Source organism: Roseovarius ramblicola (genome assembly GCF_042430665.1).
Taxonomy (GTDB): Bacteria; Pseudomonadota; Alphaproteobacteria; order Rhodobacterales; family Rhodobacteraceae; genus Roseovarius; species Roseovarius ramblicola.
On record NZ_JBHMEC010000026.1, the window covers coordinates 22,674 to 45,151 of the forward strand.

Here is a 22,478-nt window from a genome sequence, read left to right on the forward strand (position 1 = left end):
GGTGCCTGGTACGCGGGACGGGATCGCGCACAGGTCGGCGTGGCGGGGCAGCGCCGTGCGCTGACACGGACCGGCATAACGTGACCGGTGCCGCGTGGCGAGCGGAGGGGCCGATTCGCGACGCCTGCGCGATCCGGCGGGCCGGGCGGTGACAGGCACAGGTGCGGCGCTGCGGGGACAGCGGCAGCACGGCGACCGGACGGCGACAGGGATTGGCGCGGCGCTGCGGGCCGGGCGGTGACGGGGACGGGCACGGCGCTGCGGAACGGGCGGCGACGGGGACGGGCACGGCGCTGCGGGCCGGGCGATGCGCAGTTCGGACCGGCAACCCGGATCGATCGGCGCGTGCCGGGTGCTGTGCGCGTGCCGGGTGCGGCGCAGGCCAGGTGCCGCGCAGGCCAGGTGCGGCGCGGGCCAGGTGCGGCGCGGGCCAGGTGCGGCGCAGGCCAGGTGTGGCGCATGTCAGGTGCGGCGCGAGCGGGGTGCGGCGCAGGCCGGGTGCGGCGGGGTGTCTGCGAGGTCGCGGGGCGGGGCGCGGGCCCCTGCGTGACACATCCCTGACCAAGCTGTGATTTGCGCCGCAGCTTGCTTGCCGCTAGCCAGACCGGGCAAACCGGCGTGTCCACGTCGATCCCCCGCCACTGCGATGGCACGGTGCGGATCGGGCGGAGCGGACGGGCGGACCGGGCGGACCGGGCAAGCAGGCGAAGGCGCGGTGGCCGGTGCAGGCAACGTGGCAGCAACGGGAACGGGCGGGATGGCATCGGCAAACGGCATCGGTTTGAGTGCGCAGGACAGGCTCGACGGCGCGGCGCTCCTGATCCTGCGGCTGGGGCTGGCGTGGTTCATCTTTCTGTGGGCCGCACACAAGATCATCACGCCGCAGCAGTATCAGAACCTTGCCCGGCATTTCGACGGGGTCGAGGTGAGCGTGGCGCAGGTCATGCTGGGCGGCTGGGGACAGATCGCGCTGTGTGTGCTGGTGGCGCTCGGGGTGCTGCGGTATCTCAGCTATGGCAGCCTGCTGGTGATGCATTTCTTTACCGTCACCCGTCGCTGGGAGGGGTTTCTCGACCCGTTCGCGCTCAACGACCGGGGCTTTCCGGTGAACCGCAACCAGGTGATCGACCTCGCGGTGCTGGCGGCGTTCATCGCGCTGGTGCTGCTGATCCGGCGCGACCATTTCAGCGTCGGCGGCTGGCTGGGGCGGCACGACCGGCCGCGCTGGTGGATGTGACAGGGGCGGCGCCGGGAAGCGGCAGGCGCCGCGCCGGGTGCATGGATACGACCGGTGCCGCGCTGGCGGGTGTGACGCAGATGGTGCTGGCGGATGGCCCGGGCGCCGCGCACCGGACGGGGCCCGGTCGGTGTTGTGCAGTGGCCGCTGCGAGAAAACAGGCGGGCGCGGTCTTTGCGGCCCCCGCGCCGACCGGATACGACCGGCACCGTGATGCCGGAGGAGACCGCGGCCGCGTTGACGGATGAAACACGCGCCGCGCCACGGACAAGGGCGCAGGCGGGCCGGGCGGGGGCCCGGCATCCGACGGGCCCCCGCCCGGCCCGCCCCCTCTCCGCCTCGGCTGGGCCTGGGCTCGGCTGGACCCGGGTTCGGCTGGGCCAGGGGTGGACAGGTTGGCTGCTGGGCCCCGGTCCGCCCGTCTTGTGCCGTGCGGTGGTGGCCGGGCCGGGTTCGCGGCGGGTGCGCGGGGCGCGCCAATTATCCCGCGGCGCCCGTCACGCGGTTGACGTGGCCCATCTTGCGCCCGGGCCGGGCCTCGGCCTTGCCATAGAGGTGGAGGCTCGCGCGTGGGTCGCGCAGCAGCTCGGGCAGGCGGTCGATGTCGTCGCCGATGAGGTTTTCCATCCCGACATCGGCGTGGCGGCCGCCATCGCCGAGCGGCAGCCCCGCCACCGCGCGGATATGCTGCTCGAACTGGTCGATGGCGCAGCCCGCCTGCGTCCAGTGGCCGGAATTGTGCACGCGCGGCGCGATCTCGTTGACGATGAGCGCGCCCTCGGTGACGAACAGCTCCACCCCCATCACGCCGACATAATCGAGCGCGTTGAGGATGCGCCCCGCGATCAGCACGGCATCGGCGCGTTGCGCCGCCGAGAGCCGCGCGGGCACCGTGGTGGTGCGCAGGATACCGCCCTCGTGCTCGTTCTCGCCCGGGTCGAAACAGGCGACCTCGCCCGTGAGCCCGCGCGCGGCGATCACCGAGACCTCGTGCGAGAAGGCGACGAACCCCTCGTAGATGGCCGGCTGGCCGGCCATTTCGTCTAGCGCGGCGGTGGCGCCTTGCGGGGTATCGACGCGCACCTGCCCCTTGCCGTCATAGCCGAAGCGGCGGGTCTTGAGGATGCCCGGCGGGCCGATCTCTGCGAGCGCCTCGGCGAGGTCCTCGGCATCGTCCACGGCGGCGAAGGGCGCGGTGGCCAGCCCCATGTCGGCGAGCGCGGCCTTTTCCACGAGCCGGTCCTGGCTGACCCTGAGCGCGCGGCGGCCGGGGCGCACGGCGGTGAGGTTTGCCAGCAGGTCGAGCGCGGCGGCGGGGATGTTCTCGAACTCGAAGGTGATGACATCCGCCGCGGCGGCGAAGGCGCGCAGGGCGTCCTCGTCCTCGTAGGGGGCCTTGAAGTGGACATTCGCGACGTGGCTGGCGGGGCAGTCGGCGGCGGGCTCGAAGATGCAGGTCTTGTAGCCGAGGCGGGCGGCGGCGACCGAGAGCATCCGGCCGAGCTGGCCGCCGCCCAGGATGCCGATGGTGGCGCCGGGGGCGAGGGGGTCAGTCGTCATCGCGTGGCTCCTCGGGGATCGAGGCCGACAGGGCGGCGCGCCACGCGTCGAGGCGGCGGCCGAGCTCCGCGTCCTCGCCCGCCAGAATCGCCGCCGCCATCAGCCCGGCATTGGCAGCCCCCGCCGCGCCGATGGCCATCGTCGCCACCGGAAAGCCGCGCGGCATCTGCACGATCGAATAGAGGCTGTCCACGCCGGACAATGCGCGGGTCTGGATCGGCACGCCGATCACCGGCACGCGCGTCTTGGAGGCCATCATGCCCGGCAGATGCGCCGCCCCGCCCGCGCCCGCGATGATCGCCCTGAGCCCGCGCGGGCCGGCGTCGCGGCCATACTCCCAGAGCCGGTCCGGGGTGCGGTGGGCCGAGACGATGCGTGCCTCATAGGCCACGCCGAGCTCGTCGAGGATCTGCGCCGCCTCGCGCATGGTGGGCCAGTCGGACTGGCTGCCCATGATGATTCCGATCTTGACGTCCGTCATTCGCGCCCCCTGTTTCGGAGCGCGCACTATACCCATGACGGGGGGTTACGCAATGATGTCGGGGTAGAGCCGGTCCTCGATCCGGGCGATCATGTCGCGCAGCCAGAGTTTCTTTTTCTTGAGCCGTTGCAGGGTGAGCTGATCGGCGGTGGACCGTTCCTGAAGCGCGCGGATCGCCGCGTCGAGATCGGCGTGCTCGCGGCGGAACTCTTCGAGTTCGACGCGCAGAACCTCGTCGGTCTTCATCGAAAGGTCGCTGTAGGCGTTCATGGCGCGCGGATCCTCGCTGGCTGCCGGGCGTACAGGATAGCCGATCCCGGCGGTTTCGCAAAGGTCTTGCACGGCGCCGGGCGCGCACCCATATTTCCGGTTCAGGGTCGCCGTGACGGGGCCCGGAGAGATGGACGGTCGCTTAGCCAAGGACGTGTCGATGACGAAGCTTACACTGGGGTCGCACCCGTATCTGCTGGGGTTCGAGCAGCTTGAGCGGCTGCTGGAACGCAGCGCCAAATCCGGTAACGAGGGCTACCCGCCCTTCAATATCGAACAGACTTCTCCCAATTCCTACCGGATCACGCTGGCCGTGGCGGGATTCTCCGAGGAGGATCTGTCGATCACCGTGGAGGACCGCCAACTGGTCATCCGCGGGCGGCAGGCGGACGGGAACGCGGAGCGCGTGTTCCTGCATCGCGGCATCGCGGCGCGTCAGTTCCAGCGCTCTTTCGTGCTGGCCGACGGAGTCGAGGTGGGCGAGGCGATCATGGAAAACGGGCTGTTGCATGTCGATCTGCGGCGCATCGAGCCGGAGCCGGTGGTGCAGCAGGTCAGGATCACGAAGGGGTAAGCAAGCATGGACACGAAATACGATATCGACACCGACATGGACACCGGCGACGGGCGGCCCATCGTCTATGTGCGCCCCGTGAAGGCCAGTGACCTGCCGCAGGAGATGCGCGCGAAGGTCGGCGATCACGACACGCTCTACGCGGTGCACAGCACGGCAGGAGAGCGGCTGGCGCTGGTGGCGGATCGCCGGATGGCCTATTTCCTGGCGCGGCAGAACGACATGGAGCCTGTCGCCGTTCACTGATCGCAGGGCCGGTCGGCGTGCGGTGCCGGCGGCCAGAGGCCGTCGCGCGCCGTGATCGCGTCGAGGCAGGCACGGTTGGCGGCAGCGCGGTCGCGCCCGCCGATGACCGCGTCTTGCAGGGCGTGGGCGTCGTCGAAGGCGTGCCGCATGCCCGTGCGCGCGGCGGCGGCGAGGCGGATGGCGATGCCCTGCCGGGCAAGCTGCGCCGAGAGCCAGATATCGTCGACAGGCCACGCCGCAGGCGGCGGGATGCACCCCGGACCGGCGAGCCATTCGGGGCGGATGCAGACCCCGGCAAAGCCCTGCGCGATATCGGTGAGGCCGGGAGCGGGGGTGCGGTGGCCGTACCGTTTGAGGCGGTCGAGGCCGAAGCCGGAGGCGGCGGCGGCGTGCCGCGCGTCGGTGGCGGCGAGCAGCCGCGCGGCCCAGCCTTCCGGCATGATCCAGTCATCGTCGCAATAGATCAGCCGGTCGATATGGCCCGTCAGCGCGCGCGCGGCGGGCAGCGCCTTGGTGGCCGGACCCTCGTCGCGGGGCAGGGGCCATATCTCAACCCCGTCGGGCGTGTCCGGCGGCGGCGCGGGGGCAAAGCGTGCGGGGGTATCGGGCAGGGCGAGGATCACGCGGGCGGGCGGCGGGCGTTGGGCGAGCAGGCTGGCCAGGACCGGGCCGAGGTGCGGGTAGCGCGGCGGGATCGAGGTGAGCGATATGGCGTACATGGGGTTATTGTAACGGGCTTGGTACGCGTTTCGGAATGTCTGCTTTGAGGCCAGCATTGACCAATGCTGATTGTTCTGATGGCCGCCGTGCGCAGGACGCTGCCGGTGCAAAGTTGCGAACCGCATCAGAAAACCTTCACCAATACGGACATTCGTAACAGCCGCAGAGAAGGTTGGGAGCCCGCCCAAAGAGGACATGGCCATCCGACACTGAGGCGAACTGGTCATTCTCCGCGTCGAGCACGAATGACCGAGTTTTTCGGCTCCTCAAGGCAGAGATCATCACCTCACGACGGGAAACTAACCGAGGTCATCGACCGAAGCACTGGTCCACTCGGGAGCATAAAGGACCAAAGCGCCAGTGCCGGGGGTATCCCAGATGGTCTGGCCCAAATCCATGTAATAAAAGTGCGCGACTTTTCCCGTAGAGATCTCTCGCTCCCTTTCGCTTCCCCTTTTGGTATATACGACTACTAGATCGCCCTTCTTGATTCTCTTGTACGGAAACCAAACGGTATGAAAAAAGGTCGTTGTAGGACTGTCATCAACGTATCCTGATTGAGCTACTATGTAATCACCCACATCTAAATCCGTTAGGGCTCTCAGCGTCAGCCTTTCCTTGGCGAGATCGCCAGGTTCAACAATGGATCGTAGTTGCAAATTCATGATTTTATAGCCTTCGCAACTACTGCAAGAATTACTAAAGCCACTCCAGACGCAAGAAAAAACAATCCTAGCGGGGCTTTATCCCAAGCTCCATATGCCAAGCCTAGAAGCACCGAGCCAACAGTAATCATCCCAGTGGAAATTACTTCAATTGCTACTTTGGCTTTAAATTTCTCCTCAAACACAGCAACCTGCTTGTCTTTTTGGTGGTACTGAAGCTGCACGTCTTGGAGCTTGTCGTTCTCCGCGTCCAATCGCTCAACCTCTGCAAGCATCATTTTTTGAACGCCGGAGTTTGACAGTTCTTCTTCACTAAGTTCTCTGCGCAGGTTTATGAAAGGCTGCCTTTGACCTTTTTCTTTACGGCCGCTAGAAACCTCAGGCTCATCATCAATGGGCTCTTCCGTTTCTTCATCTTTATCTGACATGAAGCCTTCCTATCTCCAACACATTCGGACGAAAAATATCCCCTGTGAGTCTCTTAGCTTGGTTAACATAGGTTGAATAAACGCGGAAGCTTCAATGATGCCGATCGCGAATGGGACACCGGGCCGATAGGCTTCTGTGTACTTCGCGATGTGCCATACACGCCAAGAGTTGGTGGGCGGGCGAAGACTGTTATAGGCTTGGACCTGCACTTTGCCTTCGAAGTGCGAACGGCAGCAATGTCCCGCAAAAGAGACAGTGGACTCACCAAGATCGGGGCCGCCCCGGTGAAGGACGGCCCGAAAGTTCATTGTGCCTGGCGATCAGCCCGCGACGAGGCCCATCTGTTCGAGCTTGAGAAGCACCTGATGGGCGCAGTTGTCGACCTCGACATTCTCGGTCTCGACGCGCAGTTCGGGATTTTCGGGAACGTCGTAAGGGTCTGAAATCCCGGTGAATTCCTTGATCTTACCTTCGCGTGCCAGCTTGTAAAGGCCCTTGCGGTCGCGGCGTTCGCATTCCTCGATGGAGGTGGCGACGTGGACCTCGATGAAGGCGCCGTATTGCTCGATCTCCTCGCGGACGGCGCGGCGGGTGGCCCCGTAGGGCGCGATCGGCGCGCAGATGGCGATGCCGCCGTTCTTGGTGATCTCTGAGGCGACATAGCCGATGCGGCGGATGTTGAGGTCGCGGTGCTCCTTGGAGAAGCCGAGCTCCGACGACAGGTTCTTGCGCACGATGTCGCCGTCGAGGAGCGTCACCGGGCGGTCGCCCATCTCCATAAGCTTGACCATCAGCGCGTTGGCGATGGTGGATTTGCCCGAGCCGGAAAAGCCGGTGAAGAACACGGTAAAGCCCTGTTGCGAGCGCGGCGGGAAGCGGTGGCGCAACTGCTCGACCACCTCGGGGAACGAAAACCAGTCGGGCACGTCGAGCCCCTCGCGCAGGCGGCGGCGCAACTCGGTGCCGGAGATGTTGAGGATGGTGACGTTGTCGCGGTCCTCGATCTCGTCCATGGCCTCGTATTGGGCGCGCTCCTGCACATAGACCATGTGTTTGAAATCGACCATCTCGATGCCGATTTCGTGCTGGTGCTCGCGGACCAGATCCTGCGCATCGTAGGGGCCGTAGAAATCCTCGCCCGCCGAGTTCTTGCCCGGTCCGGCGTGGTCGCGGCCGACGATCATGTGGGTGCAGCCGTGGTTGCGCCGGATGATGCCGTGCCAGACCGCCTCGCGCGGGCCGGCCATGCGCATGGCGAGATTGAGCAGGCTCATGGTGGTGGTGGAGGCGGGATACTTGTCGAGCACCGCCTCGTAGCAGCGCACGCGGGTGAAGTGATCGACGTCGCCCGGCTTGGTCATGCCCACGACCGGGTGGATCAGCAGGTTGGCCTGCGCCTCGCGGGCGGCGCGGAAGGTCAGTTCCTGGTGCGCGCGGTGCAGCGGGTTGCGCGTCTGGAAGGCGACGACGCGGCGCCAGCCGAGCTTGCGAAAGAGCGCGCGCAATTCGTTGGGCGTGTCGCGGCGGGCGCGGAAATCATAGTGCACCGGTTGCTGGATGCCGGTGACCGGGCCGCCGAGATAGACCCGACCGGCGGTGTGGTGCAGGTAGTTGACCGCCGGGTGCGCGATGTCGTCGGCACCGAACACATGCGTCGCCTCGCGCGCCTTGTCAGGCGTCCAGCGGTCGGTGACGGTCATGGTGGCGAGGATCACCCCCTCCTGGTCGCGCAGGGCGATGTCCTGGCCGATTTCGAGGCGCTCGGCGAAATCCTCGGACACGTCGAGGGTGATCGGCATCGGCCAGAGCGCGCCGTCGGCGAGCCGCATGTTTTCGACGACGCTGTCGTAATCGGCCTCGGACAGGAACCCCTTGAGCGGGTTGAACCCGCCGTTCATCAACAGTTCCAGATCGCAGATCTGGCGCGGGCCGAGATCCCAGCTCGCGAGGGTGCCGGCCTCGTGCTTGAGCTTTTGCGCGCTCTCGTAGGAGACATAGAGTTCGGGGACGGGGGCGAGATTGGCGGACTGCATGGGAACCTTCGTCGTCTGGGATATTGTCATGGCGCGACCGGGCCGGCACCGGGGTTGCGCGCGGCTTAGACCCGGAGCACGGGACAGTTCAAGCGCATCCGGGGTTTTTCCGGCAAATGAGGCGGATTTGATACGGTCCCGGCGGGTTTTGGGATAATATCCCGGCTGAACACGGTGGCTTGCGGCAATGGGCGGTGTCGCGGCGGTTCAGCGGAATGTTCGTCCGCTCACACCCATTTCGCCAGCGGCGGCAGGCTCATCAGCACGGCGTTCGCGTCGTGGCCGGTGGCCAGCCCGAACTTGGTGCCGCGGTCGTAGACGAGATTGTATTCGGCGTAGAGGCCGCGGTGGATGAGTTGCGTGTCGCGGTCGGCATCGGTGAAATCCTGCACGCGGCGACGTTCGATCAGCGGCACGAAGGCCGGAAGGAAGGCGCGGCCGATATCCTGTGTCAGGGCGAAATCCGCCTCCCAGTCGCCGGTGTTGCGGTCGTCCATGAAGATGCCGCCGACGCCGCGCGCGCGGCCCCGGTGGGGGATGTAGAAATACTCGTCCGCCCATGCCTTGAGCCGGGGGTAGAGATCGGCCCCGTGGGGGGCGAGATGGGCCTCCTGCTGTGCATGGAAATGGGCGGTGTCCCCGGGGTATTCGATGCAGGGGTTTAGGTCCGATCCGCCGCCGAACCACCACGCGTGCGGTGTCCAGAACATGCGGGTGTTCATGTGCACGGCGGGGCAATGCGGGTTCTGCATGTGTGCCACGAGGCTGATGCCGGAGGCCCAGAAGCGCGGGTCGCTCTCCATCCCCGGCACGCCGCGCGCGGCCATCGCCTTTTGCGCGGCCTGGCCGAGGTGGCCGTAGACCTCGGAGACGTTGACGCCCACCTTCTCGAACACGCGCCCGTCCCGCATCACGCTCATCAGCCCGCCGCCCGCGTCGGAGCCGTCCTCGCTGTTGCGGCGGGTCTCGCTCACCTCGAAGCGGCCCGGCGCGGCATCCGCGAGGGGGCCGGTGTCATGGCTCTGTTCCAGCGCCTCGAAGGCGGCCACGATCTCGTCGCGCAAGTGGCGGAACCAGGCGCTCGCGCGGGCCTTTTCCTCGGTAAAATCCGCAGTGAAGTCCTCGGTGAAATCCTCGGTCATCGGCAAGCCTTTCAATGCGCGGCGGCGGCCACGGGGTCGAGCAGCGTGCGCCCGCCATCCATTGTCATGATCTGTCCGGTCATGAAGCCGGAGCCGTCCGAGGCGAGATATTGCACCGCTTCGGCCAGTTCGGTCGCCGAGGCGATGCGCCCCAGCGGGGTGTGATCCTCGATATCCTCGCGGTAATCGCCGTGTTCGCGCAGCGTGTCCTTGAGCGAGGCGCTCATCACCGAGCCGAAGGCCACGGCATTGACGCGGATGCGGTGCGGCGCGAGGGCGACGGCGAGGCTGCGCGTCATCTGGTCGAGCGCGGCAGACGAGATCGAGTAGGCCATGAGATCGGGATGGGTGCGGCGCGCGGCGATCGACGACAGGTTGACGATCGCGCCCGCCGTGCCCTTGCGGCTGCCCTTGTCCTGCTTGATCATGCGCCGCGCGACAAGCTGGCTCATGCGCAGGGCGGTCATAAGGTTCTGCTGGAGCAGCGTCTCGACCCCGTCATCGTCGGGGTTGAGCGGGTCCGAGGCGGCGACCTGACGGCAGGCGTTGACGAGGATGTCCACCTCGTCGAAGGCGTCGAGCGTGGCCGAGAGCAGGTTGGCCTGCGCCAGTTTCTGGCGCATGTCGCCGGCGAAGAAGCGGATGTTGTCGCTCTCGGCGAGGCTGCCCAGTTCCTTTTTCAGGCGTGCCTCGTCCTTGTCGGCGAACATCACGTTGGCCCCCTTGTCGGCGAAGTGCCGCCCGATGGCGAGGCCTATGCCGTTGGCGGCACCGGTGACGATGGCGGTCTTGCCGGAAATGGAGAAGGACATCGGCGCGGGCCTTTCGGGATGCTGTGCCGGGCGCGAGACTAGGCGATTTCAGCGCCGCTGGCGAGAGGGGTGGCTGGCGTGGAGGATCTTGAAGCGGGTATCGCCCGCGGCCTCCTCGACGCGCTTGAAATTCTGCGCGAGCGTGGTCTCGTAGGGCAGGTGCCGGTTGGCCACGAGCCACAGCGCGCCCGATGGCTTGAGCATCCGGGCAGCGGCGGCGATGAAGGCGCGGCCAAGGGCCGGGTCGGCGGCGCGCCCGGTGTGGAACGGCGGGTTGGTGATGACGGTGTCGGCGGGATGCTCCGGCCGCCAGGCGGTGGCGTCGGCCCAGTGCAGATGCGCGCGGGGGTCGGTGACGTTAAGCTGCGCGCAGTCGAGCGCGGCATGGTCGGCCTCGACAAGGTCGAGCTGCTCGATGCCGTCGCGGGCGAGGGCGCGCGCGGAGAGATACCCCCAGCCGGCCCCGAGGTCGATCACGCGGGCCCCGAGGGTGGCGGGCAAGGTGTCGGCCAGCATCATCGAGCCGGGGTCGATCCCGTCGGCGGAGAAGCAGCCCGGCGCGGTGACGAAGCCGCCCTCGATCCGTTGCGGCCCCCCGGCCTGCCAGTCGGCGAGGTCGGCGCCGGGGGCGAGGGCGAAGAGCTTGCCATGCGCCTTGGAGAGCGGCGCGCCGGGGGTGGCGCGGGGATGCGCGCGCAGGGCGCGCAGCATCGATTCGATGCCGTCGGTCTTGTTGCCGTCGATGATCACCGGCCCGTCGGTGCAGGCGGCGGCCTGTGCCACCATGGCCTGTGCCAGCGTCCGCGCGCGCGGCAGGCAGACGACGGCCGCGGCGTAGCGGCCCGAGGGCGCGGTGGCGCGGTCGAACCCCTGGGCCGTGAAATGGTCGAAATCGGGACGCAGCGTGGTGATGACCTGCACGCGATCCTCGGGCAGGGCCGACAGGTCCGCGCCCGCGCGCGGCCCGAACACGGCGATGCGTCCGGCCCCGGGCAGGGTGACATGGCCGCCCGACAGGGCGAGCGTCAGGCGTGTGGCGAGGCCCACGCTATTCCTTTTCCATCGTGCATTGCAGGGGGTGCTGATGGCGGCGCGCGTAATCCATCACCTGCGCCACCTTGGTCTCGGCGATCTCGTGGCTGAACACGCCGACGACGGCCACCCCCTTCTTGTGGACGGTGAGCATGATCTCGAACGCCTGCGCGTGGGACATGCCGAAGAACCGCTCGAGCACCGCGACGACGAATTCCATCGGTGTGTAATCGTCGTTGAGCAGCAAGACCTTGTAGAGCGGCGGGCGCTTGGTCTTCGCACGGGTTCTGGTGACGACCGCGCTGTCGGGGTCATCGTCGTTGGCTCCGGTCATGGTGGTGATCGGGACGTGTGCTGACATGCTGCGCGTTCTTGGCCGTGAGGGTCGGGTTGCGTTTGGAGGCACTCCGGCCTCAGCCTCTCTATATAACCGAAGGCGGCCCCGAGAAAAGGGGGGCGGGGGCCGGGTTCGGTCAATTCTCCTGCGGGCGCTGTCCGGCGATGAGCGCGGTCAGCTCCGCCGCCGCCTCGGTGACCGCCTTGCCGAAGGCGGGCAGCCTGTCGTCGGAGAAGCGCGAGGACGGCCCCGAGATCGAGATGCCGGCGCAGGGCTCGCCGCGCCCGTCGAGGATCGCCGCGCCGATGCAGGACATGCCCTCGTAGCGCTCGTCGCGGTCGAGCGACCATCCGCGCGCGCGGGTGGCGTCGAGATCGGCCATCAGGCTGGCGAGGCTGACATGGGTGTGCGCGGTGAAGCCGGTGAGCCCGGTGCCCGGCAGCAGGCGCGCGCGGCGATCCCCGGGCAGGGCGGCGAGGATCGCCTTGCCGATGCCCGAGGCGTGCATCGGCGTGCGCGATCCGGGCGGAAAGAACGCGCGGATCGGGTTGCCGGTCTCGACCTGTCCGATGAACACCACCTCGGAGCCGTCGGGCACGGCGAGGTTGGCGGTCTCGCCGGTTTCCTCCATCAGCCGCCGCATCACCGGGCGGCCCATATCGGCAAGCCCCGCGCGCCTGAGATAGGCGACGCCGGTGCGGTAGGCCTCTAGCCCCACGGACCAATCCTGCCGCTCTTCGTCGAAGCGGACGAAATCGCGGGCTTGCAGCGTGGCGAGGATGCGGTGGGTGGTGGCCGGCGGGATGTCGAGCGCGCGCGACAGGTCGGTCAGGCTGGCGCCGTCGCGGCGGGCCACCTCGGCGAGCAGGGCAAGGGCGCGGTCGAGCGCCTGAAGGGTGGTGCCGCTCTTGTCGGCAAAGGCCGAACGGGGGCGGCCGCGGGGGCGGGGGGATTGGGTCATGGGTGGGCCTGTGCCGGGATGTACTGTCGGCGGAGGTTGATCGTGCAGAGCATATGGCGGGTGAAAAATATTTCCAACATTTTCCGGCGGGCTAAGGTGGAAAACATAAAGTCATTGTAAATCAGTTGTATGATGATTTTTCGAGTTAAATGAAAAATATTTTCAGAAAAATTGCATTCCGCGCCGCCTCGCGTCATCATGTGTCATCGCGAGGAGGACAGCGCCATGTCAGACCAGAACCCGGTTTTCATTCCCGGCCCGACCAACATCCCCGACCGGCTGCGCCGGGCAATGCAGGTGCAGACGATGGATCACCGCTCGCCCGCCTTTGCCGGTGCGCTGGCGCCGGTGCGCGCGGGGTGCAAGCGGGTGTTCGGTACGGAAACGGGGGAGATCGTGCTCTTTCCCGCGTCGGGCACCGGCGGCTGGGAGGCCGCGATCACCAACACGCTGTCGCCCGGCGACACGGTGCTGGTGGCGCGTTACGGCATGTTCAGCCATCGCTGGATCGACATGTGTCAGCGCCACGGGCTGGACGTGCGGATCATCGAATGCCCGTGGGGCAGCGGCGCGCCCGCCGACCGCTTTGCCGAGGCGTTGCAGGCCGATAGCGGCCACGAAATCAAGGCCGTGCTGGTCACCCATAACGAGACCGCGACCGGGGTACGCTCGGATATCGCGGCGGTGCGCGCGGCGATGGACGGCGCGGGGCACCCGGCGCTGTTGATGGTGGATTGCGTCAGCTCATTGGCGTCGATGCCGTTCGAGATGGACGGCTGGGGCGTGGATATTGCCGTGTCGGGCTCGCAGAAGGGGTTCATGCTGATGACCGGCATGGCCATCGTGGCGGTGAGCCCCAAGGCGCTGGAGGCTGTGGAGGCGGCGACGCTGCCGCGCACCTATTTCGATTTCCGCGACATGCTCGGGGCCTATGCCAATGGCGGCTTTCCCTACACGCCGCCCTTGCAACTGATCTTCGGCATGGATGAGAGCCTGAAGATGCTGTTCGAGGAAGGGCTGGAAAACGTCTATGCCCGTCACACGCGGCTGGCCGGGGGGGTGCGCGCGGCGGTGAACGCGTGGGGCTTGCGGCTGGTGGCGCAATCGCCCGACCTCTATTCGGATACGGTGAGTGCAATCTGCGTGCCCGAGGGATTTGACAGCAACGCGCTGGTGAACCACGCCTTTGCCACCTACGGGATGAGCTTTGGCACGGGCCTTGGCGAGATGAACGGCCGCGCCTTTCGCATCGGCCACCTGGGCAGCCTGACGGATGCGATGGTATTGTCGGGGCTGGCCGTGATCGAGATGGCGATGGCCGATCTGGATTACCCGATAACCCCTGGCAGCGGGGTGGCCGCCGCGCAGGCGCATTACCGGGCCACCGCTGGCACGCAACGCGCGCAGGCCGCGTGAAAGGAGACCGACATGCCGGACCACAAGCCGCAAACCGCCGCCGATCTGACGATCGACGACATGCACGCCGCGCGCGCGCGGATCGCGCCCTACATCCACCGCACGCCGGTGCTGACCTCGTCCTATCTCAATGAATTGACCGGGGCGGACCTGCATTTCAAGTGCGAGAACTTCCAGAAGGCGGGGGCGTTCAAGGCGCGCGGCGCGTCGAACGCGGTGTTCGGCCTGTCGGATGAGCAGGCCGCGCGCGGTGTGGCCACGCATTCGAGCGGCAACCACGCGCTCAGCCTCAGCTATGCCGCCGGGCGGCGGGGCATCCCGTGCCATGTGGTGATGCCGCGCACCGCGCCGCAGGCCAAGAAGGACGCCGTGCGCGGCTATGGCGGGATCATCACCGAGTGCGAGCCGTCCACGACGAGCCGCGAGGAGGTATTCGCCCGCGTGCAGCAAGAGACGGGCGCGGAATTCGTCCATCCCTACAACGACCCGCGCGTGATCGCGGGGCAGGCGACGTGCTCGGCGGAACTGATCGAACAGGTCGAGGGGCTGGACGCGGTGATCGCGCCCATCGGCGGCGGCGGCATGGTGTCGGGCTGTTGCCTGACGCTGTCGACGCTTGCGCCCGATGTGCAGATTTACGCCGCCGAGCCGGAGCAGGCGGACGATGCCGCGCGCAGCTTCAGGGCCGGGCACATCATCGCCGACGACGCGCCCGAGACGGTGGCCGACGGGCTGAAGGTGCCGCTGAAGGACAACACCTGGCATTTCGTCAGCCGCAACGTCACCGACATCCTGACCGCGAGCGAAGAGGAAATCATCGACGCGATGAAGCTGACATGGGCGCGGATGAAAATCGTGATCGAGGCAAGCTGCGCGGTGCCGCTGGCGGTGATCCTGAAGAACCGCGAGGTGTTCGCGGGCCGCCGTGTCGGCGTGATCATCACCGGCGGCAATGTCGATCTCGACCGCCTGCCCTGGATCAAATGAGAGCGGGCCGGGGTGACCCCCGGCCTGCGGTCGAAAGCAAACCGGAGGACATCATGAAAGACGCGATCAATCTCGACGACTTCGAAGTGGGCTTTGACATCCCCGCCCTGCCGGGCATGGACGAGGCCGATATCCAGACGCCCTGTCTCGTGCTCGATCTCGACGCGCTGGAGCGCAACGTGCGCAAGATGGGCGATTGGGCAAAGGCGCACGGGATGCGCCACCGGGTGCACGGCAAGATGCACAAGTCGGTGGACGTGGCGAAGCTTCAGGAGAGCCTTGGCGGTGCCTGCGGCGTCTGCTGTCAGAAGGTGAGCGAGGCCGAGGTCTTTGCCCGTGGCGGGATCAGGGACGTGCTGGTGTCCAATCAGGTGCGCGACCCCGCCAAGATCGACCGGCTGGCGCGGATGCCCAAGCTGGGCGCGCGCACGATCTGCTGTGTGGATGATCTGGCCAATGTGGCGGATCTGTCGGCAGCGGCGCAAAAGCATGGCACGCAGATCGAATGTCTGGTCGAGATCGACTGTGGCGCGGGGCGCTGCGGCGTGACGACGACGCCAGAGGTTGTCGAGATCGCCAAGGCCATCGACGGCGCGCCGGGCCTCAAGTTCGCGGGCATTCAGGCCTATCAGGGCGCGATGCAGCACATGGACAAATACGAGGACCGCAAGGCCAAGATCGATCTGGCCGTGGCGCAGGTGCGCGATGCCGTCGAGGGGCTGAAATCGCAAGGGCTTGAGTGCGACATCGTCGGTGGCGGCGGCACCGGCAGCTATTATTTCGAGGGCAATTCGGGGGTCTATAACGAGCTTCAGTGCGGCTCTTATGCCTTCATGGATGCCGATTACGGTCGCATCCTCGACAAGGACGGGAACCGCATCGACCAGGGCGAATGGGAGAACGCGCTGTTCATCCTGACCTCGGTGATGAGCCACGCCAAGGCGGACAAGGCCATCGTCGATGCCGGCCTCAAGGCGCAGTCGGTGGACAGCGGGCTGCCGGTGGTCTTTGGCCGCACGGATGTCGAATACGTCAAGTGCTCGGACGAGCACGGCGTGGTGGCGGACCCGCAGGGCGTGCTCAAGGTCAACGACAAGCTGCGCCTCGTGCCGGGGCATTGCGACCCGACCTGCAACGTCCATGACTGGTATGTCGGTGTCCGCAATGGCAAGGTCGAGACGGTCTGGCCGGTGTCGGCCCGTGGCCGCGCGTATTGAGGGGCGGGATGATGGACAGCCAGATCGAGACACAGGGCATCGTCATCGTCGGCGAGGAGATTTGCCGGCAGGTCATCAGCCGCACCGATGCCTTTGCGGCGGTCAGCGATGTGTTTGCCGCGATGGCGCGCGGGGACGCCTATAACTTTCCAGTGGTGCGCGAGGCCATCGGCCACGCCGATGCGCTCTACGGCTTCAAGGGCGGGTTCGACCGCGCGGGGCTGAGCCTTGGCCTCAAGGCGGGCGGCTACTGGCCGGGCAACGCCGCCAAGGGGCTGACCAACCACCAATCGACGGTGTGCCTGTTCGATCCCGATACCGGGCAGTTGTCGGCGCTGGTGGGGGGCAATTACCTCACCGCGCTGCGCACGGCGGCCTCGTCCTCGGTCTCCATCGCGCATCTGGCGCGGAAGGACGCGAAGGTACTGGGCATGGTCGGTGCGGGCCATCAATCCACGTTTCAGCTTCGCGCCGCCGCCGAGCAGCGCGATTTCGAGAAGGTCGTGGCCTGGAATCCGCATCCCGAGATGCTGCCCCGCCTGCAAGCGGTGGCCGCGGATCTGGGGCTGGCGTTCGAGGGGGTGAGCCCGGAGGAATTGGGCGCGCAGGCGGATGTGATCATCACGATCACGAGCGCGCATCAACCGCTGCTGATGGCGGACTGGATCAGGCCCGGCACCCATATCGCCTGCATGGGCACCGACACCACGGGCAAGCAGGAGGTGGACCCGGCGTTGCTGGCGCGTGCCGCCGTCTTTGCCGACGAGGTGGCGCAATCGGTGAGCATCGGCGAGGCGCAGCACGCGGTGGCGCAGGGGCTGATTTCCGAGGGCGATATCACGCCGGTCGGCGCGGTCATCAACGGCACCCATGCCGGGCGCGCGGCAAACGGGGACATCACGCTGTTCGACGGCACCGGCGTGGGGTTGCAGGACCTGGCGGTGGCGTCGGTCGCCGCGACGATCGCGCGCGAGCGGGGGCTGGGCGAGGTCGTGCGGCTGGGCTGAGGCGGCTCAGCCGTCCTGTCCCGGAACGAGGCCAAGCTCTTCGAGCCGGGGGCGGTACTTGCCGCCGACCGGGGCGCGGTCGCCATTCGCGAGCGTGACGAAGAGCTTGCCGCCCTCGGACACGTACCCGGTGATCGCGGCGCGCGCCACCCAATGCGAGCGGTGGGTGCAGACCCCCTCGACCGGTTCCATCTCGTCGATGGCGTCCTTGAGGCGCAGCCGCAGGGTGGCGGGGCCGTGGTCTGTCGCCACCTCGACCGTGTGATCGCGCGCCGAGAGCCGCAGCACCTCGGCCTCCTGCAAGGCGTCGGGCAGACGCCGCAGGAGGCGCGGGCGGCGCGGCTCGGGCGTGCGCTCTGCCCCGGTCAGTTGCCGCCGCAGGACGAAGATCGGCAGGACGAAGAGCCCGGTATTGATCCAGATCGAGCCGGGCGAGAGATCGGCGCGGGTGAGCATCGGGTCGAGCCCCGCGCGCAGCACGAAGATCAGCGGCGCGAGCAGCGTGGTGATGAGCGCCGCGGCCTTGAGGTCGATCCAGAACGGGTGCCAGCCGCGGCAGATGGTCAGGAACACGGCATGTACCAGAGCGCCGAGGGCGAGCCCGGAGGTGATGACCGTGCCCCAATAGGCCAGCCGCAGGCCAAAGCTCATGGTCTGGAACGTTCCGAACGGCCCGGCGACCACGGCGATCAGGCAGGCGGTGAGCCAGATCGACATCGTGATGCGGGATGTGACCGCCGCAGCGGTCTCTGCCATGCGCCGCCGGAACTCGGACCAGATCAACTCGACACCCTTGGAACTTCGTGCATAGCGTGTATCTAGCAGGGGAATTTCACGGGGCCAACCGTCTGTTGCCGCGCAGGGCCGCGAAACTGCGGCACAATGAAGGAGGACGACAATGGAACACCGGGCCAGGCCTGAGCCGAGGGTGGCGGCGCGGATCCGCGAAAGCTTTGCCGCGCAGGCGATGATGGAGACGCTGGGCGCGCGGCTGGTGGAGGTCGGTGCGGGGCGGGTGCGGATCGAGGCGCCGATCCTGCCGGGCAGCCGTCAGCAGCACGGTTACGCCCATGCCGGCCTGAGCTTTGCCATTGGCGACAGCGCCGCCGGCTATGCCGCGCTGAGCGTGCTGCCCGAGGGGTACGAGGTGCTGACCAGCGAGATGAAGATCCACCTGCTCGCCCCCGCCAAGGGTGGACTTCTGGTGGCCGCGGGCCGTGTGCTGCGCCCGGGGCGGCGGCTGGTGATCGTGGAGGCGGATATCCACGCCGTCGAGGCCGGGCGCGAGACGCATGTGGCGCGGCTCATGGGGACAATGGTCCCGCTGGCACCGTGAGGCGGGAACCGGCCGGACCCGCATGGTCGCGTGCCGTATGGTCGCGTGCAGTCGCGGGACATGCCTGATGCCGGATGCCGGATGCCGGATGCCGCGCGGTGCAGCGACCGGTCATCAGGCCGTCATCGGTGCCGGGATAAACCGGGCACGATCCGGTTGCGGCATCACCGCCTTGAGAGCCTTTCGAACTCCGCCGGGGTGATATACATGACCTCGAAGGACAAGGAACCCTGAATGACCGATTCGCCCAGACCCTGCCACCAGAGCGACGCGCAACCCGACCAACAGGACATGCGGCAGGATACCGGGCGCGCGGTCGATCCGTCCCGAGCGCCGCGCGCGCCGGTCCCGACCGCCTGCCGTGACACCGATCCTTGCCCCGGCGTGGCCGACGTGGGGGACGAACGTGCGCCCGCCGCGTCGGACTGGACGCGGTCGCTGATGAAATATCGTCAACCCATGCCCTCCCGCAGCATATTCGAGTTGGCGGTCACGCTCGCGCCTTTCGTCGGGATATGGGCGGTGGCCTGGTGGATGGTCTCGATCAGCCCCCTGTTGGCGATGGCCCTGGCGGTGGCAAACTCGGGGTTCCTTCTGCGTCTCTTCATGATCCAGCACGATTGCGGGCACGGCTCGCTGTTCCGCGACCGGCGCCTGTGCGACTGGATCGGGCGCGGGATCGGCGTGCTCACGCTCACGCCCTATGATGTCTGGCGCAAGACCCACGCGGTCCACCACGCCACCACCGGCAATCTGGACCGGCGGGGGATCGGCGACATGCCGACGCTGACGGTGCGGGAATATCAGGAGAAAGGCTGGGCCGGCCGGGCGCTCTATCGCGTTGTCCGCAACCCCGTTTTCCTGTTCGGGGTGGTGCCGTTCTACATGTTCTTCCTGCAACACCGGCTGCCCATCCACCTGATGCGCGCCGGCTGGCGCTACTGGCTGAGCGCCATGGGGACCAATGCCGCCATCGGCCTCGGCGTGACACTGATCGTCTGGCTGGGCGGCTGGGACGTCCTGTTTTTCGTGTTCGTGCCGACCGTGCTTCTGGCGGCGATGGCGGGGATGTGGTTCTTTTACGTGCAGCATCAGTTCGAGGAAACGAGCTGGCAGCACGAGGACGAGTGGAACATTCAGGAGGCAGCCCTGAACGGCAGTTCGCATTTCGCGCTGCCCGCCGTGCTGCGCTGGATCACCGGCAATATCGGTATCCATCACGTACATCACCTGGCCAGCCGCATCCCGTTCTACCGCCTGCCCGAGGTGATCGCGGAGCACGATCTGCTGGCGCAATCCAAACGCATCACGCTTTGGGAAAGCTTCCGCTGCGCGCGGCTCCACCTGTGGGACGAACAGCGCGGCAGGCTGCTGTCCTTTGCCGAGGCGCGGGCAGGCGCCGCCTGAGCATTGCAAGCGTGGCACCCGGCCACCGGGAAATAGGCACAGACGCCGGCGGGGCTGCGCCGCTGGCGCCGGTCGTCAGACATGAGGCCCTCGTACCGGTCTGTCACTGGTCATCCCTGCACCGGATCGCGAATGCGGGTGCGCGCCCGTATCGGTCCGCGCGCCGGACGTCAGGGGCGTGACGTCGCCGCGGATGCGCCCGGGGCCCGGGACGGGATCGGCACGGTTCTCGGCATGACCACGAAAGCCGCCTGATCATGGCCCCGGGCCAGCCGTGACATTGCGCCGCCCTGACCGGGGCTGCCGACGACAGCACGCGGGATGCCCGATGCATCCGTTCGGCTTTTCTCACGAATGCCCTGATCCAATCAGATTGTCTGATGTTCGTTCCAGGGCTATGGCTTTGGTAAGGCGAAGATCACCGGATGTTCTCGATACGCTCTCTGCTGCGGTGCCGTTCAACGGCATCCTTGGGAACCGCCACGCCGGACCTGGTGCACGCCGTGAGCGAAACGCGATGGCAGGAGAACCCACCATGACAACAATCGGATTGATCGGCGTCGGCCTGATGGGCCATGGCATCGGCGGGAACATCGCCCGCAAGGGCTGGACTCTCCGCTTCCTCGATCACGCCGGCAATCAGCCGACCGACGATCTGGTTGCCCTCGGCGCAACGCCGCATGACACGGCGCGTGATCTCGCGGGGGTTTGCGATGTGCTCGTCCTTTGCGTGACCGGCAGCCCGCAGGTCGAGGATGTGCTGATCGGCTCGGGCGCGGTGCTGGAGGCATTGCGCCCCGGTAGCATTGTCGTCGATTGCTCGACCGCGATCCCAGGCTCGACCCGCGCGCTGGCCGCGAGGGTGCGGGAAAAGGGCTGCGGCCTTGTGGACGCCGCGATGACCCGCACGCCGAAGGAGGCCGAGGAGGGCCGTCTCAACCTGCTGGTGGGCGGCGAGGCCAGGGACATCGCGCGTGTCAGGCCGCTGCTGGAGAGCTTTGCCGAGAACATCTTCGTGGCGGGCGACGTCGGCTGCGGGCATCAGTTGAAGCTGGTCCACAACATCATCTCGCTTGGCACCGTGACGCTGATCGCCGAGGTCGCGGCGTGCGCGATCGGGGACGGGATGGACATCGACGCCATGGTCGATTGCCTGCGCAAGGGCGGCGCGGGCGGCGCGGCGCTGGAACGTGTGGCGCCGTTCATCCTCGACGGCAATTCCGACCTGATGCGGTTCACCATCGCCAATGCGTTGAAGGATGCAGGCTACTACGCCGGGATGGCCGGCGAACTCGGGGCGGAGAAACGGCTGGCCGATGCGGTCTGTCAAACGCTGAGCGCCCTGGTCGAGCGCGGGGAAGGCGACGCCTTCATGCCCGAACAGGTGCGGCTGCTGCAAACCGGGTCCGCGTGATCCTGCGGGCGGGGCCGATTACGGGCTTGTGGCCTCGGTCCGGACCCGCGACGGGGCGCGGCGGAAACGGATGGCGAAGGCGCTGCATTGCGGGCGGGTCTTCGTCAACAATTTCGGTGCGGCAGGGGGGTGGAATCGGGGGTGGAATTGCCCTTCGGTGGCGTCCGCAAATCCGGTCACGGGCGAGAAAAGGGATTTGTCGCCCTGCACGAATTCTCGCGGATCAAGACCGTGATGACGCATTACGGCTGAGGCGCGAAGGAGACGGCAGATGAAAATCGCGGTGATGGGGGCGGGTGCTGTCGGCTGTTATTACGGGGCCATGCTGGCGCTGGCCGGTCATGAGGTGGTGTTGATCGGACGCGCCGGTTTCGCGGCGGAGGTCACGCGGAACGGCCTGGTCCTTGAGAAAAACGGCGAGCGGCTTGTCGCGCGGGTTGCGGCACGCTGCGATCCTGCGGCGGTTGCCGGGGCCGGTCTGGTGATGGTCTGCGTGAAATCCGGCGATACCGAAGACGCCGGACGGCAGATCGCGCCGCATCTTGCACCGGGATGCACCGTGCTCAGCTTGCAAAACGGTGTTTCGAATGCCGAGACCCTTGCCGCGATTCTGGGTCGGCCTGTCCTGCCCGTCGTGGTCTATGTCGCCAGCCGCATGACTGACGCGGGTGTGGTGCGCCACGAGGGGCGGGGCGATCTGGAACTGGCCGGAGACGGCTCGACCGACGTCGCAAGCCTGCTCAATGCGGCGGGGGTCGAGACGCGGGTGTCGAGCGATGTCATGGCGTCGCTCTGGGCCAAGCTGGTGGTGAATTGCGCGATCAATCCGCTGTCGGCCATGACCGGCTTGCCCTATGGCAAGATGGCTGAGCAGGACGGGATGCCGGAACTGATGCAGGATATCGTGCGCGAGGCATTGACCGTCGCCCGTGCCGAAGGTGTTTCGGTGTCCTCTTCGGTCTTCGAGACGGTTCGCACCATCCCCGTCACCATGGCGGGGCAGCATTCCTCGACGGCGCAGGATCTCGCGCGCGGCAGGCCGACCGAGATCGATTTTCTCAACGGGGAAATCGTGAAGCGCGCCGAAGAACACGGGCTCGACGTGCCGCTCAACCGCGCCATGACCCTGCTGGTCAAAAGCGCCGAGCGCAAGCGCGCGGAAGACGGGCAGACAAGTATCGAGGAACGAGGATGA

At 67.1% G+C, this 22,478-nt stretch carries 23 protein-coding genes and 1 pseudogene; 12 read left to right on the forward strand and 12 right to left on the reverse strand.

Features of this window, described 5'->3' with window-relative positions; genetic code table 11:
* The first annotated feature begins 757 nt into the window (after positions 1–757).
* Positions 758–1,237, forward strand: a complete 480-nt coding sequence (locus tag ACFFU4_RS14955; protein WP_377070615.1) for a hypothetical protein — start codon at positions 758–760, stop codon at positions 1,235–1,237.
* Positions 1,238–1,717: 480 nt separating this feature from the next.
* Here the strand turns inward: ACFFU4_RS14955 and ACFFU4_RS14960 are convergent, their stop codons facing one another.
* From ACFFU4_RS14960 to ACFFU4_RS14970, 3 genes are read right to left on the reverse strand one after another with little or no spacing between them, the layout of a single operon-like run.
* Positions 1,718–2,797: a 5-(carboxyamino)imidazole ribonucleotide synthase gene (locus ACFFU4_RS14960; RefSeq protein ID WP_377070616.1), complete on the reverse strand. Its 1,080-nt coding sequence runs from the start codon at positions 2,795–2,797 to the stop codon at positions 1,718–1,720.
* Positions 2,787–3,278: a 5-(carboxyamino)imidazole ribonucleotide mutase gene (purE, locus tag ACFFU4_RS14965; RefSeq protein WP_377070617.1), complete on the reverse strand. Its 492-nt coding sequence runs from the start codon at positions 3,276–3,278 to the stop codon at positions 2,787–2,789. The genes ACFFU4_RS14960 and purE overlap by 11 nt, the downstream gene beginning before the upstream one ends.
* A gap of 45 nt (positions 3,279–3,323) precedes the next feature.
* Positions 3,324–3,548, reverse strand: a complete 225-nt coding sequence (locus tag ACFFU4_RS14970) for a YdcH family protein (protein ID WP_377070618.1) — start codon at positions 3,546–3,548, stop codon at positions 3,324–3,326.
* Positions 3,549–3,708: 160 nt separating this feature from the next.
* On the opposite strand from ACFFU4_RS14970, the gene ACFFU4_RS14975 reads away from it, so the two are divergent.
* Both ACFFU4_RS14975 and ACFFU4_RS14980 read left to right on the forward strand, forming a co-directional pair.
* Positions 3,709–4,122 (forward strand): Hsp20 family protein, encoded by a 414-nt coding sequence (locus ACFFU4_RS14975; protein WP_377070619.1) that lies wholly within the window; start codon positions 3,709–3,711, stop codon positions 4,120–4,122.
* A gap of 6 nt (positions 4,123–4,128) precedes the next feature.
* On the forward strand, positions 4,129–4,368 hold the full coding sequence (locus tag ACFFU4_RS14980; protein WP_377070621.1) for a DUF1150 family protein: 240 nt from the start codon (positions 4,129–4,131) through the stop codon (positions 4,366–4,368).
* Here the strand turns inward: ACFFU4_RS14980 and ACFFU4_RS14985 are convergent.
* From ACFFU4_RS14985 to ACFFU4_RS15020, 8 genes are all read right to left on the reverse strand, one after another.
* The gene (locus ACFFU4_RS14985; RefSeq protein ID WP_377070622.1) at positions 4,362–5,087 is read right to left on the reverse strand and encodes a hypothetical protein; all 726 of its coding nucleotides are present in this window, start codon (positions 5,085–5,087) and stop codon (positions 4,362–4,364) included. The two genes, ACFFU4_RS14980 and ACFFU4_RS14985, sit on opposite strands and share 7 nt — an antisense overlap.
* 662 nt (positions 5,088–5,749) lie before the next feature.
* A complete protein-coding gene (locus tag ACFFU4_RS14990) occupies positions 5,750–6,181 on the reverse strand; it encodes a hypothetical protein (protein WP_377070623.1) in 432 nt (143 codons plus the stop codon).
* Between the two features lie 321 nt (positions 6,182–6,502).
* Entirely contained in the window at positions 6,503–8,215 is a 1,713-nt protein-coding gene (locus tag ACFFU4_RS14995; RefSeq protein ID WP_377070624.1) for a bifunctional sulfate adenylyltransferase/adenylylsulfate kinase, read from the reverse strand.
* 227 nt (positions 8,216–8,442) lie between these two features.
* Complete coding sequence (hemF, locus tag ACFFU4_RS15000) at positions 8,443–9,357, reverse strand: oxygen-dependent coproporphyrinogen oxidase (RefSeq protein ID WP_377070625.1); 915 nt, start codon at positions 9,355–9,357, stop codon at positions 8,443–8,445.
* A gap of 11 nt (positions 9,358–9,368) precedes the next feature.
* A complete protein-coding gene (locus ACFFU4_RS15005) occupies positions 9,369–10,169 on the reverse strand; it encodes an SDR family NAD(P)-dependent oxidoreductase (protein ID WP_377070626.1) in 801 nt (266 codons plus the stop codon).
* Positions 10,170–10,217: 48 nt separating this feature from the next.
* The gene (locus ACFFU4_RS15010) at positions 10,218–11,216 is read right to left on the reverse strand and encodes a class I SAM-dependent methyltransferase (protein WP_377070627.1); all 999 of its coding nucleotides are present in this window, start codon (positions 11,214–11,216) and stop codon (positions 10,218–10,220) included.
* 1 nt (position 11,217) lies between these two features.
* A complete protein-coding gene (gene clpS, locus ACFFU4_RS15015) occupies positions 11,218–11,535 on the reverse strand; it encodes an ATP-dependent Clp protease adapter ClpS (RefSeq protein WP_377070867.1) in 318 nt (105 codons plus the stop codon).
* A gap of 139 nt (positions 11,536–11,674) precedes the next feature.
* Entirely contained in the window at positions 11,675–12,499 is an 825-nt protein-coding gene (locus ACFFU4_RS15020) for an IclR family transcriptional regulator (protein ID WP_377070628.1), read from the reverse strand.
* A gap of 225 nt (positions 12,500–12,724) precedes the next feature.
* Between ACFFU4_RS15020 and bhcA the strand changes: the two genes are divergently transcribed.
* From bhcA to bhcD, 4 genes are read left to right on the forward strand one after another with little or no spacing between them, the layout of a single operon-like run.
* Positions 12,725–13,915: an L-aspartate--glyoxylate aminotransferase BhcA gene (bhcA, locus tag ACFFU4_RS15025; RefSeq protein ID WP_377070629.1), complete on the forward strand. Its 1,191-nt coding sequence runs from the start codon at positions 12,725–12,727 to the stop codon at positions 13,913–13,915.
* 12 nt (positions 13,916–13,927) lie between these two features.
* Positions 13,928–14,902: a beta-hydroxyaspartate dehydratase BhcB gene (gene bhcB, locus ACFFU4_RS15030; protein WP_377070631.1), complete on the forward strand. Its 975-nt coding sequence runs from the start codon at positions 13,928–13,930 to the stop codon at positions 14,900–14,902.
* Positions 14,903–14,955: 53 nt separating this feature from the next.
* The gene (gene bhcC, locus ACFFU4_RS15035; protein WP_377070632.1) at positions 14,956–16,119 is read left to right on the forward strand and encodes a 3-hydroxy-D-aspartate aldolase BhcC; all 1,164 of its coding nucleotides are present in this window, start codon (positions 14,956–14,958) and stop codon (positions 16,117–16,119) included.
* A 38-nt stretch (positions 16,120–16,157) separates the two neighbouring features.
* Positions 16,158–17,126 carry an iminosuccinate reductase BhcD gene (gene bhcD, locus ACFFU4_RS15040; protein ID WP_512700573.1) on the forward strand — a complete coding sequence of 323 codons (969 nt, stop codon included), beginning with the start codon at positions 16,158–16,160 and terminating at the stop codon, positions 17,124–17,126.
* A 6-nt stretch (positions 17,127–17,132) separates the two neighbouring features.
* Here bhcD and ACFFU4_RS15045 read toward each other — a convergent pair whose 3' ends face one another.
* Entirely contained in the window at positions 17,133–17,882 is a 750-nt protein-coding gene (locus tag ACFFU4_RS15045; RefSeq protein WP_377070634.1) for a LytTR family DNA-binding domain-containing protein, read from the reverse strand.
* 142 nt (positions 17,883–18,024) lie between these two features.
* On the opposite strand from ACFFU4_RS15045, the gene ACFFU4_RS15050 reads away from it, so the two are divergent.
* From ACFFU4_RS15050 to ACFFU4_RS15070, 5 genes and pseudogenes are all read left to right on the forward strand, one after another.
* Positions 18,025–18,462, forward strand: coding sequence for a PaaI family thioesterase (locus ACFFU4_RS15050; RefSeq protein WP_377070635.1), 438 nt, complete (start codon positions 18,025–18,027; stop codon positions 18,460–18,462).
* Positions 18,463–18,696: 234 nt separating this feature from the next.
* Complete coding sequence (locus ACFFU4_RS15055; protein WP_377070636.1) at positions 18,697–19,869, forward strand: fatty acid desaturase; 1,173 nt, start codon at positions 18,697–18,699, stop codon at positions 19,867–19,869.
* A gap of 535 nt (positions 19,870–20,404) precedes the next feature.
* The gene (locus ACFFU4_RS15060; protein WP_377070637.1) at positions 20,405–21,283 is read left to right on the forward strand and encodes an NAD(P)-dependent oxidoreductase; all 879 of its coding nucleotides are present in this window, start codon (positions 20,405–20,407) and stop codon (positions 21,281–21,283) included.
* 4 nt (positions 21,284–21,287) lie between these two features.
* A pseudogene (locus ACFFU4_RS15065) lies at positions 21,288–21,535 on the forward strand (aldehyde dehydrogenase family protein); the annotation flags it as partial.
* 19 nt (positions 21,536–21,554) lie between these two features.
* Positions 21,555–22,478 carry a ketopantoate reductase family protein gene (locus ACFFU4_RS15070; protein ID WP_377070638.1) on the forward strand — a complete coding sequence of 308 codons (924 nt, stop codon included), beginning with the start codon at positions 21,555–21,557 and terminating at the stop codon, positions 22,476–22,478.

What these genes read in the sequence shown, in the direction of transcription:
- ACFFU4_RS14955 (WP_377070615.1), top strand. Translation starts at nt 758, where the DNA reads ATGGCATCGGCAAACGGCATCGGTTTGAGTGCGCAGGACAGGCTCGAC.
- ACFFU4_RS14960 (WP_377070616.1), bottom strand. Translation starts at nt 2,797, where the DNA reads ATGACGACTGACCCCCTCGCCCCCGGCGCCACCATCGGCATCCTGGGC.
- purE (WP_377070617.1), bottom strand. Translation starts at nt 3,278, where the DNA reads ATGACGGACGTCAAGATCGGAATCATCATGGGCAGCCAGTCCGACTGG.
- ACFFU4_RS14970 (WP_377070618.1), bottom strand. Translation starts at nt 3,548, where the DNA reads ATGAACGCCTACAGCGACCTTTCGATGAAGACCGACGAGGTTCTGCGC.
- ACFFU4_RS14975 (WP_377070619.1), top strand. Translation starts at nt 3,709, where the DNA reads ATGACGAAGCTTACACTGGGGTCGCACCCGTATCTGCTGGGGTTCGAG.
- ACFFU4_RS14980 (WP_377070621.1), top strand. Translation starts at nt 4,129, where the DNA reads ATGGACACGAAATACGATATCGACACCGACATGGACACCGGCGACGGG.
- ACFFU4_RS14985 (WP_377070622.1), bottom strand. Translation starts at nt 5,087, where the DNA reads ATGTACGCCATATCGCTCACCTCGATCCCGCCGCGCTACCCGCACCTC.
- ACFFU4_RS14990 (WP_377070623.1), bottom strand. Translation starts at nt 6,181, where the DNA reads ATGTCAGATAAAGATGAAGAAACGGAAGAGCCCATTGATGATGAGCCT.
- ACFFU4_RS14995 (WP_377070624.1), bottom strand. Translation starts at nt 8,215, where the DNA reads ATGCAGTCCGCCAATCTCGCCCCCGTCCCCGAACTCTATGTCTCCTAC.
- hemF (WP_377070625.1), bottom strand. Translation starts at nt 9,357, where the DNA reads ATGACCGAGGATTTCACCGAGGACTTCACTGCGGATTTTACCGAGGAA.
- ACFFU4_RS15005 (WP_377070626.1), bottom strand. Translation starts at nt 10,169, where the DNA reads ATGTCCTTCTCCATTTCCGGCAAGACCGCCATCGTCACCGGTGCCGCC.
- clpS (WP_377070867.1), bottom strand. Translation starts at nt 11,535, where the DNA reads ATGACCGGAGCCAACGACGATGACCCCGACAGCGCGGTCGTCACCAGA.
- ACFFU4_RS15020 (WP_377070628.1), bottom strand. Translation starts at nt 12,499, where the DNA reads ATGACCCAATCCCCCCGCCCCCGCGGCCGCCCCCGTTCGGCCTTTGCC.
- bhcA (WP_377070629.1), top strand. Translation starts at nt 12,725, where the DNA reads ATGTCAGACCAGAACCCGGTTTTCATTCCCGGCCCGACCAACATCCCC.
- bhcB (WP_377070631.1), top strand. Translation starts at nt 13,928, where the DNA reads ATGCCGGACCACAAGCCGCAAACCGCCGCCGATCTGACGATCGACGAC.
- bhcC (WP_377070632.1), top strand. Translation starts at nt 14,956, where the DNA reads ATGAAAGACGCGATCAATCTCGACGACTTCGAAGTGGGCTTTGACATC.
- ACFFU4_RS15045 (WP_377070634.1), bottom strand. Translation starts at nt 17,882, where the DNA reads ATGGCAGAGACCGCTGCGGCGGTCACATCCCGCATCACGATGTCGATC.
- ACFFU4_RS15050 (WP_377070635.1), top strand. Translation starts at nt 18,025, where the DNA reads ATGGAACACCGGGCCAGGCCTGAGCCGAGGGTGGCGGCGCGGATCCGC.
- ACFFU4_RS15055 (WP_377070636.1), top strand. Translation starts at nt 18,697, where the DNA reads ATGACCGATTCGCCCAGACCCTGCCACCAGAGCGACGCGCAACCCGAC.
- ACFFU4_RS15060 (WP_377070637.1), top strand. Translation starts at nt 20,405, where the DNA reads ATGACAACAATCGGATTGATCGGCGTCGGCCTGATGGGCCATGGCATC.
- ACFFU4_RS15070 (WP_377070638.1), top strand. Translation starts at nt 21,555, where the DNA reads ATGAAAATCGCGGTGATGGGGGCGGGTGCTGTCGGCTGTTATTACGGG.